Here is a 15373-nt window from a genome sequence, read left to right on the forward strand (position 1 = left end):
GCGAGCAAGCTCGCTCCTACACGCACTGGTTTGTTTCAAATCGAGGCTGTCATGGCCTCGATCTGTGTCCGGCGCCATTTGCGACCGGGCCGCAATAGCCTGATGAAGGACTGACGTTCCCATGTTGACCATCGCACTGTCCAAGGGCCGCATCCTTGACGACACTTTGCCGCTTCTGGCTGAAGCGGGCATCGTGCCGACCGAGAATCCGGACAAGAGCCGCAAGCTGATCATCCCCACGACCCAGGACGACGTGCGCCTGCTGATCGTGCGGGCTACCGACGTGCCGACCTACGTTGAACATGGTGCCGCCGACCTGGGTGTGGCCGGCAAGGACGTACTGATGGAATATGGTGGCCAGGGCCTCTACGAGCCATTGGACCTGCGTATCGCCCTGTGCAAGCTGATGACCGCCGGCCGTGTCGGCGATGTCGAGCCCAAGGGCCGCCTGCGGGTCGCCACCAAGTTCGTCAACGTCGCCAAGCGCTACTACGCCGAACAAGGCCGCCAGGTCGATATCATCAAGCTCTACGGCTCGATGGAGCTGGCACCGCTGATCGGCCTGGCCGACAAGATCATCGACGTGGTCGACACCGGTAACACCCTGCGCGCCAACGGTTTGGAACCGCAGGATTTCATTGCCGACATCAGCTCCCGCCTGATCGTCAACAAAGCGTCGATGAAGATGCAGCACGCCCGTATCCAGGCGTTGATCGACACCCTGCGCAAGGCAGTGGAGTCTCGACACCGCGGTTGACTCACCCGCGTAGCCCAAAGGCTGCGCCCGTCTATCCGCCTCATAGCCAGAATTCTCAGGTGCCCAAGCGGAGCGAACGGTAGTTTAGGGCGCCTGAGTTTTTTGCCAATCCTATGAGGCCCTCGCTATGACCACGTCCACTGCAATTGCCCGACTCAACGCTGCCGACCCGGATTTCGCCCATCATCTGGATCATCTGCTGAGCTGGGAAAGCGTGTCCGACGATTCGGTCAACCAGCGCGTGCTCGACATTATCAAGACCGTGCGCGAGCGCGGTGACGCGGCGCTGGTGGACTTCACCCGTCAGTTCGACGGCCTGGACGTCAAGTCCATGGCTGACCTGATCCTGCCCCGCGAACGCCTGGAGCTGGCGCTGACACGCATCACCATCGCGCAGCGCGAAGCCTTGGAAGTGGCAGCGACTCGGGTACGCAGCTACCACGAAAAACAGAAGCAGGACTCCTGGAGCTACACCGAGGCCGATGGCACCGTGCTGGGCCAGAAGGTCACGCCGCTGGACCGGGCTGGCCTGTATGTACCGGGCGGCAAGGCTTCTTATCCGTCGTCGGTGCTGATGAATGCAATTCCGGCCAAGGTCGCGGGCGTAACCGAAGTGGTCATGGTGGTACCGACCCCGCGTGGCGAGATCAACGAGCTGGTGCTGGCCGCCGCCTGCATCGCCGGCGTCGACCGCGTATTCACCATCGGTGGCGCCCAAGCCGTCGCGGCGCTGGCCTATGGCACCGAAAGCGTGCCGAAGGTCGACAAGGTGGTCGGCCCCGGCAATATCTATGTCGCCACGGCCAAGCGCCATGTTTTCGGCCAGGTCGGCATCGACATGATCGCCGGCCCCTCGGAAATCCTCGTGGTGTGTGACGGCCAGACCGACCCGGACTGGATCGCCATGGACCTGTTTTCCCAGGCCGAGCACGACGAAGACGCCCAGGCGATCCTGGTCAGCCCCGACGCCGAGTTCCTCGACAAGGTTGCCGCCAGCATTGATAAGCTGCTGCCGACCATGGAGCGTGCCGAAATCATCGAGAAGTCGATCAATGGCCGCGGTGCGCTGATCCTGGTGCGTGACATGGAGCAGGCCATCGAGGTGGCCAACCGCATCGCGCCGGAGCACCTTGAGCTGTCCGTAGCGGACCCACAGGCCTGGCTGCCGTCGATTCGTCACGCTGGGGCGATCTTCATGGGGCGCCACACCAGCGAAGCCCTGGGTGACTACTGTGCCGGGCCTAACCACGTGCTGCCGACCTCGGGCACCGCGCGCTTCTCGTCGCCACTGGGGGTGTACGACTTCCAGAAGCGCTCGTCGATCATCTTCTGTTCACCCCAAGGCGCTTCCGAACTGGGCAAGACCGCTTCGGTGCTGGCCCGTGGTGAATCCTTGAGTGCCCACGCACGCAGCGCTGAATATCGCATTCTTGACGAGAAGGGGAACTGAGGCATGAGCAAATTCTGGAGCCCTTTCGTCAAGAACCTCGTGCCTTACGTACCCGGTGAGCAACCAAAGCTGACCAAGCTGGTCAAGCTCAACACCAATGAAAACCCTTATGGCCCATCGCCCAAGGCGCTGGCGGCCATGCAGGCCGAGCTGAACGACAACCTGCGCCTGTACCCGGACCCCAACAGCGACCTGCTCAAGCAGGCCGTGGCCAAGTATTACGGAATCGATGCTGGCAAGGTGTTCCTCGGTAACGGTTCCGATGAAGTCCTGGCGCACATCTTTCATGGCCTGTTCCAGCACGATCTGCCACTGCTGTTCCCGGATATCAGCTACAGCTTTTACCCGGTGTACTGCGGCTTGTACGGCATCAAGTTCGACGCCGTGCCGTTGGATGAACAGTTCCAGATCCGCGTGGCGGACTACGCCAAGCCCAACGGCGGGATCATCATCCCCAACCCGAACGCGCCGACCGGCTGCGTACTGGCGTTGGATGCGGTGGAGCAGCTCCTCAAGGCCAGCCCGGACTCGGTCGTCGTGATCGATGAGGCCTATATCGACTTCGGCGGCGAGACCGCCATCAGCCTGGTAGACCGTTACCCGAACCTGCTGGTGACCCAGACCCTGTCCAAATCGCGCTCACTGGCCGGTTTGCGTGTGGGCCTGGCCGTGGGCCACCCAGACCTGATCGAGGCGCTGGAGCGGGTCAAGAACAGCTTTAACTCCTACCCGTTGGATCGGCTGGCGGTTGTCGGTGCGGCGGCGGCGTTCGATGACCGTGAGTATTTCGCGAAGACCTGCCAGTTGGTGATCGACAGTCGCGAGAAGCTCGTTGCGCAGTTGCAGGCTAAAGGCTTTGACGTGTTGCCATCAGCGGCCAACTTCATCTTCGCTCGCCACCCGCAACACGACGCAGCCGGCCTGGCGGCCAAGTTGCGTCAGCAAGGGGTGATCGTGCGGCACTTCAAGCAGGAGCGGATTGCCCAGTTCCTGCGGATCAGCATCGGTACGCCGGAGCAGAACCAGGCGCTGGTCGATGGGCTCGGCGAGCTATAACAGACGCTGCAATACAATGTGGGAGGGGGCTTGCTCCCGATAGCGGAGTGTCAGTCAACAAGGATAGTGACTGATACACCGCAATCGGGAGCAAGCCCCCTCCCACATTGGGTTCTACAGTGTCGGTTAGATCAGCGGCTCGTCAGGCTTCTTGTTCTTCCAGCCATCATTGCCCGGCAGCAGCAGGTTCAGACCAATCGCTACCACCGCACACAGGGCAATGCCCTTGAGGCCGAAATCATCCGGGCCGGTGCCGGTGCCGACCAACACACCGCCGATCCCGAACACCAGGGTCACCGACACAATCACCAGGTTGCGCGCTTCACCCAGGTCGATTCTGTGGCGAATCAGCGTGTTCATCCCCACTGCGGCAATCGAACCGAACAGCAGGCATAGAATCCCGCCCATCACCGGTACAGGGATGCTCTGCAGCAGTGCGCCGAACTTGCCGATAAACGCCAGGCTGATGGCAAACACCGCCGCCCAGGTCATGATCTTCGGGTTGTAGTTCTTGGTCAGCATCACTGCGCCGGTCACTTCGGCGTAGGTGGTGTTCGGCGGGCCGCCAAACATCCCCGCTGCCGTAGTGGCAATGCCGTCACCCAGCAGCGTGCGGTGCAGGCCGGGCTTTTTCAGGTAATCACGGCCGGTTACGCTGCCTACTGCAATCACACCGCCGATATGCTCGATCGCCGGGGCCAGGGCCACTGGGACGATAAACAGGATCGCCTGCCAGTTGAACTCCGGCGCGGTGAAATGGGGCAGGGCGAACCAGGGGGCAGCGGCGATCTTTGCTGTGTCGACCACGCCAAAGTAGAACGACATGGCAAACCCCACCAGCACCCCGGAAATAATCGGCACCAGGCGGAAAATACCCTTGCCGAACACCGCCACGATCAAGGTGGTGAGCAGCGCCGGCATCGAAATCAGCATTGCCGTCTGGTAATGGATCAACTCGGCACCGTCGCCGGACTTGCCCATGGCCATATTGGCGGCAATCGGTGCCATGGCCAGGCCGATGGAAATAATCACCGGGCCGATCACCACGGGTGGCAACAGCCGGTCGATAAACCCGGTGCCCTTGACCTTCACGGCCAGGCCCAGGAACGTGTAGACAAAACCTGCCGCCATCACCCCACCCATGGTCGCCGCCAGGCCGAACTGGCCCTTGGCGAGAATGATCGGGGTGATAAAGGCGAAGCTCGATGCCAGGAAGACCGGCACCTGTCGCCCTGTCACCACCTGGAACAGCAACGTGCCCAGGCCTGCGGTGAACAGTGCGACGTTTGGATCAAGACCTGTGATCAGTGGCATCAACACCAGCGCGCCAAATGCTACGAAGAGCATCTGTGCGCCAGACAGGATCTGGCGCCAAAGCGGGTCGTTGAATTCATCCTGCATGCTCACGCGTCCTTCTGCTTGGTGCCGAAGATCTTGTCACCGGCATCGCCCAGGCCTGGGATAATGTAGCCGTGCTCGTTCAGGCGCTCATCGATGGACGCAGTGTAGATCTGCACATCAGGGTGAGCCTTCTCGACGGCGGCGATACCTTCGGGCGCGGCCACCAGCACCATGGCGCGAATGTCTCGGCAGCCGGCTTTTTTCAGCAGGTCGATGGTTGCGACCATGGAGCTACCGGTGGCGAGCATCGGGTCGATGATCATGGCCAGGCGTTCGTTGATTTCCGGGACGAGTTTTTCCAGGTAGGTGTGGGCCTGCAGGGTTTCTTCATTGCGGGCTACGCCCACGGCGCTGACCTTGGCGCCCGGGATCAGGCTGAGGACGCCTTCGAGCATGCCGATACCGGCGCGCAGGATCGGCACGACGGTAATTTTCTTACCGGCGATTTTCTCCACTTGTACGGGACCGGCCCAACCGGGGATCTCGTAGGTCTCCAGGGGTAAATCCTTGGTGGCTTCGTAAGTGAGCAGCGCTCCGACTTCCTGAGCAAGCTCACGGAAATTCTTCGTGCTAATGTCGGCACGGCGCATAAGGCCGAGTTTGTGTCGGATCAGCGGGTGGCGGATCTCGCGAGTGGGCATGGGAAAGGCTCCGGCGGCGGGCAAAAAAACCGGCCTAGATTAATCTATCCGAGGGTGTTGTCCTATAGACATCAAGTACGTTAGTCCATAAAGGCTTGATTGGAGCGCACGAGAAGCGTACCTTCGCCCGCTTTTCTTGCCACAGCACCCCCTTGGAGAGCGCCATGTCTGCTGATCTCGAGCATATCCGTCAAATCATGCACGAGGCTGACTGCCTGTACACCGAAGCGCAAGTCGAAGCAGCGATCGCCAAGGTAGGCGAACACATCACCCGCGAAATGGCCGACACCAACCCGGTGGTCTTCTGCGTGATGAACGGTGGCCTGATCTTCGCCGGCAAATTGCTCACACACCTGCAATTCCCGTTGGAAGCTTCCTACCTGCACGCTACCCGCTATCGCAATGAAACCAGCGGCGGCGACCTGTTCTGGAAGGCCAAGCCGGAAGTCTCGTTTATCGATCGCGATGTGCTGATCATCGATGACATTCTCGATGAAGGTCATACCCTCGGCGCGATCATCGATTTCTGCAAACATGCCGGCGCGCGCAAAGTGCACACCGCTGTACTGATCGATAAAGACCACGACCGCAAAGCCCGTCCTGAACTGAAAGCCGATTTTGTGGGTCTGCCGTGCGTCGACCGCTATATCTTTGGTTATGGCATGGACTACAAAGGCTACTGGCGTAACGCCAATGGCATCTTTGCCGTTAAAGGAATGTAATCGATGGCCCGCTTTCTTGATCAGACTCTGTTTGCCGAATTGGCCGAGAAAGCGGCCGTCAACCCCCGTGGACGTCAGAACGTCAATTTCCATGAGATGCAAGAGCCTTGTCATCGCATGGCGGTCGGCTTGCAGCCCAGCACCTATGTGCAGCCTCATCGTCATATGAGCGCCGATAAGGCCGAGACCTTGCTGGTGCTCAAGGGGCGCCTGGGAATCCTGATTTTCAGCGAGGCCGGCGAACTGCTCAGCAAGCGTGTGTTGCAAGCCGGCGGAGAGTGCCAGGGCGTAGACCTTTCGCCGGGCGTTTTTCATGGACTGGTGGTGCTGGAGCCAGACAGCATCATGTTTGAATGCAAAGCAGGCCCTTACCGTCCTGTCGGCGATGGCGAACTGGCAAGCTGGGCGCCCCGTGAAGGCGAGGTGGGTATGGCGGAGTATCACCGCTGGATGCTTGCCCAGTTCGATTAAGCCCCTCCCACATACTGCATCGCGCAGGTAGACTTCAAACCCCGTGTAAATGTCTGCAGGCTGGAGTCGGTAATGCGTAAAGATAAGAAACAGGTGATTGGCGACGAGATCGGTGACGACCAAATCAAGTTGTTCCTGGACTTCGAGCCGGTTGATGCGACTTCGCCGTCCCTGCACAAACTGATCAAGGCCTATCGTGGCCTGCGTATCGACGATTTCGAGCGTTTCCTGGGCTTTTTCAAAGAAGCAGGCCTGGACCTGGATGGCCAGGATGAGCATGGCCAGACCTTCGTCGACCTGATCAAGGACCAGCGCAACGCCGCCGAATACATCGAGTTGATCGACAAAGCCCGCGGCTGATTATCCGAGCCACAAAAAAACGCCCCGGCCTCATAAGAGTCCGGGGCGTTTCGCTTTCAACTGTAGGAGCGAGCTTGCTCGCGAAGAACCTGAGAGCGCCGCGTCAAACCAGATGAGCTGCGCTATCGTTATCGTTTTTCGCGAGCGAGCTCGCTGCTACAGGTTCCACCAGTTCCAGGCTGATGTTGTTCTGCGTGTTGATCCTGCGATACAGCTCTGCATCGGTCTCCAGGACCTTTTCCCGTGCCGGGAAGATCTCGTGCAGCTTGGTCGCCCATTCACCGGCCGCTTTCTGCGGGAAGCAGCGCTCAATCAGTTCGAGCATGATCGACACCGTGACCGAAGCGCCCGGAGACGCGCCCAACAGCGCCGCCAGTGAACCGTCCTTGGCCGCCACCAGCTCGGTGCCGAATTGCAGCACGCCGCCTTTCTTCGGGTCTTTCTTGATGATCTGCACCCGCTGGCCGGCCACTTCCAGGCGCCAGTCCTCGGCTTTCGCCTCGGGGTAGAAGCGGCGCAGGGATTCCAGGCGCTGTTCCATGGACTGGCGTACTTCGCTGACCAGGTACTTGGTCAGGTCCATGTTGTCGCGGGCCACGGCCAGCATCGGGCCGATGTTGCCGGCGCGAATCGACATCGGCAGGTCAAGGAACGAGCCGTGCTTGAGGAACTTGGTGGTGAAGCCGGCATAAGGCCCGAACAGCAGGGATTTCTTGCCATCCACCACGCGGGTGTCCAGGTGTGGCACCGACATGGGCGGCGAACCCACGGCTGCCTGGCTATACACCTTGGCCTGATGCTGCTTGACCACTTCCGGGTTATCGCAACGCAGCCACTGGCCACTGACCGGGAAGCCGCCGAAGCCCTTGCTTTCCTCGATGCCCGAGGCTTGCAGCAACGGCAGCGCCGCGCCGCCGGCGCCGAGGAATACGAACTTGGCGTCGACATCACGGCTGTTGCCGCTGTTGACGTCCTTGATGCTCACGGTCCAGCCGGCACCGTTGCGCTTGAGGCCGGTGACGCGCTTGCAGTATTTGACCTGGGCGTCCGGTGAACTGGTCAGGTGGCCAAGCAGCTGATTGGTCAGTGCGCCAAAGTTGACATCAGTGCCGTTCATTACGCGAGTGGCGGCGATTTTTTCGTCGAGCGGGCGGCCCGGCATCATCAACGGCATCCACTCGGCCATTTCGCTGCGGTCTTCGGTGTAGTGCATATCCGAAAACGCGTGGTGCTGGCTGAGGGTCTCAAAGCGCTTCTTGAGGAAGGACACGCCTTTGTCGCCCTGCACGAAACTCAGGTGCGGAACCGGGCTGATGAACGACTTGGAAGAGCCAAAAGTGCCCTTCTTGGTCAGGTACGCCCAGAATTGCTTCGACACCTCGAACTGGGTGTTGATGTGCACGGCTTTCTTGATGTCGATGGAGCCATCGGCGGCCTGCGGCGTGTAGTTCAGCTCACACAGCCCGGCGTGGCCGGTGCCTGCGTTGTTCCACGGGTTGGAACTCTCCGCGGCACCCGAATCCATCAGCTCAACGACTTCCAGCTTGAGGCCAGGGTCGAGCTCCTTGAGCAGTACGGCCAGGGTGGCACTCATGATGCCGGCCCCTACCAGTACTACGTCGACTGCTTCGTTATGCGCCATTTAACGCGTCTCCAAAATCTGCAGCACCAAATTGACGGCATGGCTGCCAGGAGTGACGGGGCGGTTCACGTGTTGCCCCAGGTTACCCATGGCCAGGATCGCCATGTCCGTTTCGCAATTCTTTGCAACTTCAGCACACGCTTCCTGCCGGGCTAATCTGCCTATGAACGCATTCATGGGCGCCTGTGGCAATTCGACTTATGGTCAAAGCGTGCGATTCGTGCAACCAATCCGTAGCGGACAGGCTCAAGCTCCGGTTTTTGAAGAAGGCTCGATCCTGTGTAATTGGGCTGCCCCAGACGCTGATGGTGCTTGTACAAACGCCAAACTATTCATTTGCTCGCCACACTCTTGTGAAGTTGTGAAAACCCGTTTTTTCACGCTCTTTTGAAGACGTGAACCTCAAAAAAGGGCTGCCCAGCCTGGCACCTGGCCCGCAAACCTCTGCCGACATGCGGCAAAACGGGCAAACAACTCAAGTGGCCGAGCGCAATGGCAGCTCTGGCAGATTCGACAAAGACGGGTGGTTTGCAAAGGAAACAGCAAGCACGCCAGCTTCACTCGATCTGTGTGGGCGGCTCTCTGTGGGCGATTTTGGGGGCTAATGCCTGGGCATTAACGATGCTGCGAGGCCCGATCAGGAGACGTCCTTATAATCGGGGGGAGATTGTAGCGAAGAACGCCAAGGAAATGGGCGTGTTTTATGACTTTTATTAGCGCCTCGGTCAGGAGGCCAACACTTGCCGGTGCCGTGGGCGAAAAACCTGTGGGCTGACCCGGGCGCTGGCCGGCAGTGGGCGGTGCATCCAGCCCAGGTGAGTCTCTGTCACTTCGACCCAGCCTTCACCGACCGGCGGCAGGCTGCACTGCTTGAATGCCTGGCAATGGCCTTGGGCATCGAGCAGGGCGAAGTGGCGGTGACGGGTGTGTGTCATAAACAGGGTCTTGAGAAGGCGCATGGCTGTGTACCTATTGCGTTACATGCTTGAAGGTTGCCAGTGTGGCATGACACTGGGGTGACGAATTTATGCGAATTTGTAATTTGCCCCCTGCCTTCAGCCGCCGTTCAGGATCGCTGGTGAGTGGCGCGCGTGCACCGTTATACTGGCGGCCTGTCTGCACCCAGTCCTGGAGAAATGAGTATGTTGCAACGCCTGTTGTTCGGTTTGATCACTGTGACCAGTTTGACCCTGGTTGGCTGCGCCAACAGCCCGCAACAACTCAGCCCGCAGCCTAAAGTCACTGCGCCATTGGCCGCGGTAGGCCATGGCCAGCCGGTGTCGGTGCGGGTGGTAGACGGTCGCCCGTCGCCGACCCTGGGTTCGCGTGGCGGCCTGTACCCTGAGACGGCGCTGATTTCGGTGACCGGCCAGGACGTGCTGCCCAAGTTGCAGGCCCAGGCTGAAGCCGCCGTGCGCTTGCTGGGCTTTACCCCGACCAACTCCCCAGGCGTGCCGCAACTGACTGTGACCCTGGCCGAGCTGAAATATCAGTCGCCCAAGGAAGGCCTGTATGTGACCGAAGCGTCCATCGGTGCGACCTTCAAGTCCGACGTCAGCGCCGGTACCCGCCGCTACAGCGGCCGCTACGCCGCCTCGCTCAACCAGCGCTTCGGGATGTCGCCCAACCAGGAAACCAACACCAAGTTGGTCAGCGACGTGCTCAGTGATGCCTTGACCCGCCTGTTCAAGGACCCAAGCATCGGCCAATTGCTCAGCGCGCAATAAGCTGTTCGAAAAAAACCGGGCTCATTGCTGAGCCCGGTTTTTTTATACCTGTGGTTTGGTCATGCCGCCGTATCGACATAAAAGTCCAGCACACTCACGCCGGTGAGCAAATCCAGCTCCGGCAGGTCGGCATGCTGGTGCCCGCCGAGGGCGCAATACACCAGCCAGTGGCGGTCCTGGACGTTGAACGCGAGGCTGCCGATCAGCGCCTCTTGCTCATCGCTTTGGGCGATCAGATACAGTCGATCCTGGTTTTGCGCATGCAACATGACAAGCTCCTCAAGCGTCGAAGGGCAACAGGGTGGCTTGTTAAGGTGACGTTCAGGTGACGCTGTAAATTACTGGATACATTAGCCGTCCACGGGAAGGGAGTATCAAAGACGCAGGAGGCGACTATCGTTCAGCTTTGTATTTGGACTGATACCCGAACACTGATCCGCCGAGGTTTGCGATGGCGCTGCCTGCACTGTTCATCAATGCTGTTGCCCTACTGATTGCCTGCTCGGGCGCCCTGGTGCTGTTCATCACCCGCCTGCACGCGCAACGCGCAATGGCCGACCTGGCCATGCGCAGCGAAGAGCGTGCGATTGACCAGCCGATGCTCTTTTTGGACGCGCGCACCGAACGGGCGCATCGCCAGTCTTACCGGGCTGGGTTCGCCTGCCTTGGCCTGGCCCTGGCCGCCTCCTGGCTCAGCACCCACTTGTAGGAGCGAGCTTGCTCGCGAAAAACTCAAAGGCGCCGCGTTTATTCAGAAAGCACGCGTTATCGTTGACGTTTTTCGCGAGCGAGCTCGCTCCTACAGGTATTAGGGCTGCCCCCCTCTCCCACATTTGGATGAGTGTTTACAGGGGGATCCCGGCCTTGACGCGGTATTGATTGCGTACCGGCGTCGCATACTGCACCACCAGATAAGGCCGGTGCTCCGCCGGGCATTCGTTCAGGCGTCGTTCCCATTCCGCCTTGGCCTTGGCCAGCTCATCGGCCGGGAATACATCGGCGGCCTCGGGCACTTGCAGCTGCGGGTCGGCTTCACTCCACTGCGCGTACGCCAGGTAATGCACCGGGAACAGCCGGTAACCGCCGAGGATCTGCCGATCCATTTCCACTGCCAGCAGCTTGGTATCTTCGAAGCGCTCGGTGATCGGCGGCGCAAAATTCACATGCACCCGGCCCTTGTAGCCGGTGATGCCCAAGGCAATGCTCACATCGTCCTCACCCGGTGCCTTGGCGTAGGTGCCGGTGGTGGCGCGGATATACAGCTCGCGGGCCTTGGCGGCGTCGCAAGGGTCGTACTCGTAGCTGATGGACACCGGCGTCAGGTTCAACGACTGGATGACCTCGGCAAACGGCTCGTCCTTGCGGCTGACATGGAACATCTTGAGGATTGCCGATTCAGTGCGGTCATCGCCATCCTTTGCCCGGCCTTCGGCCTGGGCAATCCAGATCGACTGGCAGTCGTTGCGGATCGAATGGTTGATATAGGCCGACAGCAGGTTATAGGCCGCCATCTTCTCCTTTCGCCCGGTAATCGAACGGTGCACGATAAAGCTCTTGTTCAAGCGCATCAGGTCGCTGACAAACGGCTTTTGCAGCAGGTTGTCGCCGATGGCGATGCGTGGCGTCGGCAAGCCGGCGTGGTACACGGCATAGTTGACGAAGGCCGGGTCCATCACGATGTCGCGGTGGTTGGCCAAAAACAGATAGGCGGTGCCGGATTTGAGCTGTTCGACGCCGGTGTAGGTTACGCCGTCGGTCGCCCGGTCAATGGTGTGGTCGACGTAATACTCGACTTTGTCCTGCAGCGTGGCCACGGTGGTGACGCCGGCAAACTCGCGGCGCAATTTGCGTGCGATCATCGGCTTGAGCAACCAGCCCAGGGCGCCGGCAAAGCGCGGGAAGCGGAAATGAGTCAGGATGTCCAGAAAGGCCTTGTCACTGAACAGACGCGCCAGCACTGCCGGGACTTCGCTGTCGTTGTAAGGTCGGATGGTATCGAATTCGCCCATCATGCTCTCTTGTTAGAAACGGCTAGGGTAAGTAAAGGAAATAGCAGGAGCGGCGTGAGTAAACTGGCTCAGCCGGAAATAGCCCTGTAAATAGACCGGCGATTATACGCACAAGTCACCTTGGAGACTGCGATGCTGGAAACTGCGCTGTACGATTGTCCTTATTGTGGCGAAACGGTCGAGACAACGGTGGATTTGTCTGGTGGTGACCAGTCCTATATAGAAGACTGCCAGGTGTGTTGCCGGCCGATCACGTTCGACCTGCAAGTCCATGGTGACGAGTGGATGCTTGAAACCCGCAGTGAAAATGAATGACAGGTACGCCCATGCAGCGAATCTATGAACCGGAAAACCTGATGGAAGGCGAGCTGCTGCAACAGATGCTTGCCAGCGAAGGAATCGAGGCGCACCTGGTGGGCCGCCATTTGCTCGGTGGCACCGGCGAACTGCCGATCTTTGGCTTGCTTGGGCTTGAAGTCGACAATGACCAGGCCGCCTGTGCCCGCGAGCTGATCACTGCCTATATCGGTGCGCAACCGCTGCCCGGTGATGAACCCGACAGCTTCCCCGACGTATTGGTCTGTTAGGCTGTCGGTCGGTTTACCCCAAGAGTCGTGTTGCCCCATGTGTGGACGTTATGCCCTGTTTCGCTGGAACCCCGCCTTTGCTGCCTTGCCCGGCTTCCCTGCCGACCAGCAGGCCCAGTGGAACATCTCTCCCAATGATTCGGTGCTGATCCAGCGCCTGAACGAAGGCCAGCTCACCCTGGCCCGTGCCCGTTGGGGCCTCACGCCGCCCTGGCTCACCGACCTTTCCCGCACCCCGGCCCACGCCCGCGCCGAAACCCTGGCCGAGCAACCGATGTTCCGCGAAGCCTTCCGCCAGCGCCGCTGCCTGCTGCCGGCCAACGGTTTCTACGAGTGGCGCGGCACCCAGCGCAAGCGCCCGTATTGGCTGACACCGGGGGAGGGTTCCACACTGTTTTTTGCCGCGATCTGGGAAGCCTATCCGGTGCAGGAACAGGTGTGGCTGAGTACGGCGGTGATCACCCAGGCGGCGCAGAGCCAGCGACGCCCATTGATCCTGGATGCGGCAGGGCAGGCGGCGTGGCTCGATCCCGAGACGCCGCTGCATGTGTTGCAGGGCTTGCTGGCCGGTGAGCCCGCCGCATTACGCGAGCGCGTGCTGGCCAATATGGTCAATGATCCGAAGCTCAACGGGCCGGAGTGCCTGACCCCGGCTTGAGCCGATGCCTGCCAGGTCATCTGCACTGTGGGATGTGTCCGAAATTCAGTAGTTAAATGTCTGATGTATCTGGCGCGGATACAAACGACCGCCTACGATACGCGCCATGTGTTCAGGGAGCGTGTTCATGAAGAAGTCATTGGTGGTAAGTGGTTTGGTTGCAGCGATGCTGCTGGCGGGTTGTCAGTCGGTTAATACCACCAGCGGCGGCGCCGTTGGGGTAGAGCGCAAGCAGTACATGTTCAGCATGCTGTCGAGCCAGGAAGTCGACCAGATGTATGCCCAGTCCTACCAGCAGACCCTGGGTGAAGCCAGCGGCAAAGGGGTTTTGGACAAGACCAGCGCCAACGCCAAGCGCGTGCAGGCCATTGCCAAGCGCCTGATTGCCCAGGCACCCACCTTCCGCCCGGATGCGGCGCAATGGAACTGGGAAGTGAACCTGATCAAGAGCGACGAGATGAACGCCAACTGCGGGCCGGGCGGCAAGATCCTGGTGTACAGCGCGTTGATCGACAACCTCAAGCTCACCGATGACGAGTTGGCGGCGGTGATGGGCCATGAAATCGCCCACGCCTTGCGCGAACACGGGCGTGAAGCCATGTCCAAGGCCTATGGCATCGAGATGGCCAAGCAGGGCGCCGGGGCGATATTCGGTCTTGGCCAGGACAGCCTGGCATTGGCAGATACCGTGGCCAACTATGGCATGACCTTGCCCAACAGCCGCAGTAATGAGAACGAAGCGGACCTGATCGGCCTGGAGCTCTCGGCCCGCGCCGGCTACAACCCGAACGCGGCGATCACCTTGTGGAACAAGATGGCCAAGGCTTCTGAAGGTGCCCCGCCGGAGTTCATGAGCACTCACCCGGCTTCCGACAGCCGCATCGCTTCGTTGCAGGCAGCGATTCCGAAGGTGATGCCGCTGTACCAACAGGCCAAAAAATCCTGATGGACGCCGTGTAGGAGCGAGCTTGCTCGCGAAAAACTCACCGGCACCGCGTTTATTCAGGCAGCACGCGTTATCGTTGACGTTTTTCGCGAGCAAGCTCGCTCCTACAGGCATCAGGGCCAACCATCCCTCGTGTTCGGTTTAGATCCAGCCACTGCTTTGCATGGCTTTGTAGACTGCCACAATCGCCAATACAAAGAACGCCGTAGCCGCCAATCGGCGAATCAAGGTCAACGGCAGTTTCTCCGCGGCAAAATTCCCCGCCAGAACCACCGGTACGTTGGCAATCAGCATGCCCAGGGTGGTGCCGATAATCACCAGCCACAACTCCGGGTATTGCGCTGCCAGCATCACCGTGGCGATCTGGGTCTTGTCCCCGATTTCGGCGAGGAAGAACGCAATCAATGTGGTCAGGAACGGCCCGAACTTGCGGGTGGTACTGGCTTCGTCATCATCGAGTTTGTCTGGCACCAGGGTCCACAGCGCCGTGGCGCAGAAGCTCGCGGCGAGGATCCAGTGCAGCACTGCGTCCGAGAAGAAGCTCCCGAACCAGGCCCCCACGGCACCGGCCGCCGCATGGTTGGCCAGGGTAGCGGCGACAATACCGGCGATGATCGGCCAGGGTTTGCGAAAGCGTGCGGCAAGGATGAGCGCGAGCAGTTGCGTCTTGTCGCCGATTTCGGCCAAGGCAACGATTGCGGTAGGAACGAGCAGTGAATCCAGCATCAGGTAGCTTCCAGGGGCGGGTCGACACGGCTATGACACGTACAGCCTTCCCGCCCCGGGTAAGGTGTGCGTGTCATAGGTCTTGTCAAACCCCGGTCCGTCTGTGCGGACTCCTGGGTCGCATACGCCATGGTCTGCTGACCAAGTATGTTGACGTATGCCGGACGAGCATGGTGCTCGTGGGAGACTACTCCCCTAGGACGCTGCGGATTCTGCCTAG

At 60.1% G+C, this 15373-nt stretch carries 19 protein-coding genes and 1 riboswitch; of the genes, 12 read left to right on the plus strand and 7 right to left on the minus strand.

Annotation, left to right across the window (positions count from 1 at the left end; all coding sequences use genetic code 11):
* Positions 1-121: 121 nt before the first annotated feature.
* From hisG to hisC, 3 genes are all read left to right on the plus strand, one after another.
* Positions 122-757: an ATP phosphoribosyltransferase gene (gene hisG, locus KVH01_RS00475; protein ID WP_003188599.1), complete on the plus strand. Its 636-nt coding sequence runs from the start codon at positions 122-124 to the stop codon at positions 755-757.
* Between the two features lie 127 nt (positions 758-884).
* Complete coding sequence (gene hisD, locus KVH01_RS00480; RefSeq protein ID WP_217880096.1) at positions 885-2207, plus strand: histidinol dehydrogenase; 1323 nt, start codon at positions 885-887, stop codon at positions 2205-2207.
* Positions 2208-2210: 3 nt separating this feature from the next.
* On the plus strand, positions 2211-3263 hold the full coding sequence (gene hisC, locus KVH01_RS00485) for a histidinol-phosphate transaminase (RefSeq protein WP_217880097.1): 1053 nt from the start codon (positions 2211-2213) through the stop codon (positions 3261-3263).
* A 126-nt stretch (positions 3264-3389) separates the two neighbouring features.
* On the opposite strand, the gene KVH01_RS00490 is transcribed toward hisC, so the two are convergent.
* A complete protein-coding gene (locus KVH01_RS00490) occupies positions 3390-4664 on the minus strand; it encodes a uracil-xanthine permease family protein (protein WP_005784866.1) in 1275 nt (424 codons plus the stop codon).
* A gap of 2 nt (positions 4665-4666) precedes the next feature.
* Entirely contained in the window at positions 4667-5305 is a 639-nt protein-coding gene (gene upp, locus KVH01_RS00495) for a uracil phosphoribosyltransferase (RefSeq protein ID WP_003188608.1), read from the minus strand.
* 164 nt (positions 5306-5469) lie between these two features.
* On the opposite strand from upp, the gene KVH01_RS00500 reads away from it, so the two are divergent.
* The 3 genes from KVH01_RS00500 to KVH01_RS00510 all read left to right on the plus strand — a co-directional run bounded on the left by KVH01_RS00500 (position 5470) and on the right by KVH01_RS00510 (position 6858).
* Positions 5470-6027 (plus strand): hypoxanthine-guanine phosphoribosyltransferase, encoded by a 558-nt coding sequence (locus tag KVH01_RS00500; RefSeq protein ID WP_005784869.1) that lies wholly within the window; start codon positions 5470-5472, stop codon positions 6025-6027.
* Between the two features lie 3 nt (positions 6028-6030).
* Entirely contained in the window at positions 6031-6498 is a 468-nt protein-coding gene (locus tag KVH01_RS00505; RefSeq protein ID WP_217880098.1) for a WbuC family cupin fold metalloprotein, read from the plus strand.
* Between the two features lie 72 nt (positions 6499-6570).
* Positions 6571-6858 carry a PA4642 family protein gene (locus KVH01_RS00510; RefSeq protein WP_043050771.1) on the plus strand — a complete coding sequence of 96 codons (288 nt, stop codon included), beginning with the start codon at positions 6571-6573 and terminating at the stop codon, positions 6856-6858.
* Between the two features lie 103 nt (positions 6859-6961).
* Here KVH01_RS00510 and mqo read toward each other — a convergent pair whose 3' ends face one another.
* Positions 6962-8500 (minus strand): malate dehydrogenase (quinone), encoded by a 1539-nt coding sequence (gene mqo / locus KVH01_RS00515; RefSeq protein ID WP_217880099.1) that lies wholly within the window; start codon positions 8498-8500, stop codon positions 6962-6964.
* 725 nt (positions 8501-9225) lie between these two features.
* Complete coding sequence (locus tag KVH01_RS00520; RefSeq protein WP_043050773.1) at positions 9226-9459, minus strand: hypothetical protein; 234 nt, start codon at positions 9457-9459, stop codon at positions 9226-9228.
* A 183-nt stretch (positions 9460-9642) separates the two neighbouring features.
* On the opposite strand from KVH01_RS00520, the gene KVH01_RS00525 reads away from it, so the two are divergent.
* Positions 9643-10227: a YajG family lipoprotein gene (locus KVH01_RS00525; protein ID WP_043050774.1), complete on the plus strand. Its 585-nt coding sequence runs from the start codon at positions 9643-9645 to the stop codon at positions 10225-10227.
* A 59-nt stretch (positions 10228-10286) separates the two neighbouring features.
* Here KVH01_RS00525 and KVH01_RS00530 read toward each other — a convergent pair whose 3' ends face one another.
* A complete protein-coding gene (locus KVH01_RS00530) occupies positions 10287-10496 on the minus strand; it encodes a hypothetical protein (RefSeq protein WP_043050775.1) in 210 nt (69 codons plus the stop codon).
* Between the two features lie 182 nt (positions 10497-10678).
* On the opposite strand from KVH01_RS00530, the gene KVH01_RS00535 reads away from it, so the two are divergent.
* A complete protein-coding gene (locus KVH01_RS00535; RefSeq protein WP_217880100.1) occupies positions 10679-10936 on the plus strand; it encodes a hypothetical protein in 258 nt (85 codons plus the stop codon).
* A 136-nt stretch (positions 10937-11072) separates the two neighbouring features.
* On the opposite strand, the gene KVH01_RS00540 is transcribed toward KVH01_RS00535, so the two are convergent.
* The gene (locus tag KVH01_RS00540) at positions 11073-12236 is read right to left on the minus strand and encodes a 1-acyl-sn-glycerol-3-phosphate acyltransferase (protein ID WP_217880101.1); all 1164 of its coding nucleotides are present in this window, start codon (positions 12234-12236) and stop codon (positions 11073-11075) included.
* Positions 12237-12368: 132 nt separating this feature from the next.
* On the opposite strand from KVH01_RS00540, the gene KVH01_RS00545 reads away from it, so the two are divergent.
* The 4 genes from KVH01_RS00545 to KVH01_RS00560 all read left to right on the plus strand — a co-directional run bounded on the left by KVH01_RS00545 (position 12369) and on the right by KVH01_RS00560 (position 14427).
* Complete coding sequence (locus tag KVH01_RS00545) at positions 12369-12551, plus strand: CPXCG motif-containing cysteine-rich protein (protein ID WP_043050778.1); 183 nt, start codon at positions 12369-12371, stop codon at positions 12549-12551.
* 11 nt (positions 12552-12562) lie between these two features.
* Positions 12563-12823 carry a putative signal transducing protein gene (locus KVH01_RS00550; protein WP_032893538.1) on the plus strand — a complete coding sequence of 87 codons (261 nt, stop codon included), beginning with the start codon at positions 12563-12565 and terminating at the stop codon, positions 12821-12823.
* Between the two features lie 37 nt (positions 12824-12860).
* On the plus strand, positions 12861-13481 hold the full coding sequence (locus tag KVH01_RS00555) for an SOS response-associated peptidase (protein WP_217880102.1): 621 nt from the start codon (positions 12861-12863) through the stop codon (positions 13479-13481).
* 127 nt (positions 13482-13608) lie between these two features.
* A complete protein-coding gene (locus KVH01_RS00560; RefSeq protein WP_043050781.1) occupies positions 13609-14427 on the plus strand; it encodes a M48 family metallopeptidase in 819 nt (272 codons plus the stop codon).
* 141 nt (positions 14428-14568) lie between these two features.
* Here the strand turns inward: KVH01_RS00560 and KVH01_RS00565 are convergent, their stop codons facing one another.
* A complete protein-coding gene (locus KVH01_RS00565) occupies positions 14569-15153 on the minus strand; it encodes a TMEM165/GDT1 family protein (protein WP_005784895.1) in 585 nt (194 codons plus the stop codon).
* Positions 15154-15240: 87 nt separating this feature from the next.
* Positions 15241-15362, minus strand: a riboswitch (yybP-ykoY riboswitch).
* Between the last annotated feature and the right edge of the window lie 11 nt (positions 15363-15373).

Origin of the sequence: Pseudomonas khavaziana, assembly GCF_019145205.1 — a bacterium.
Lineage (GTDB): Bacteria > Pseudomonadota > Gammaproteobacteria > Pseudomonadales > Pseudomonadaceae > Aquipseudomonas > Aquipseudomonas khavaziana.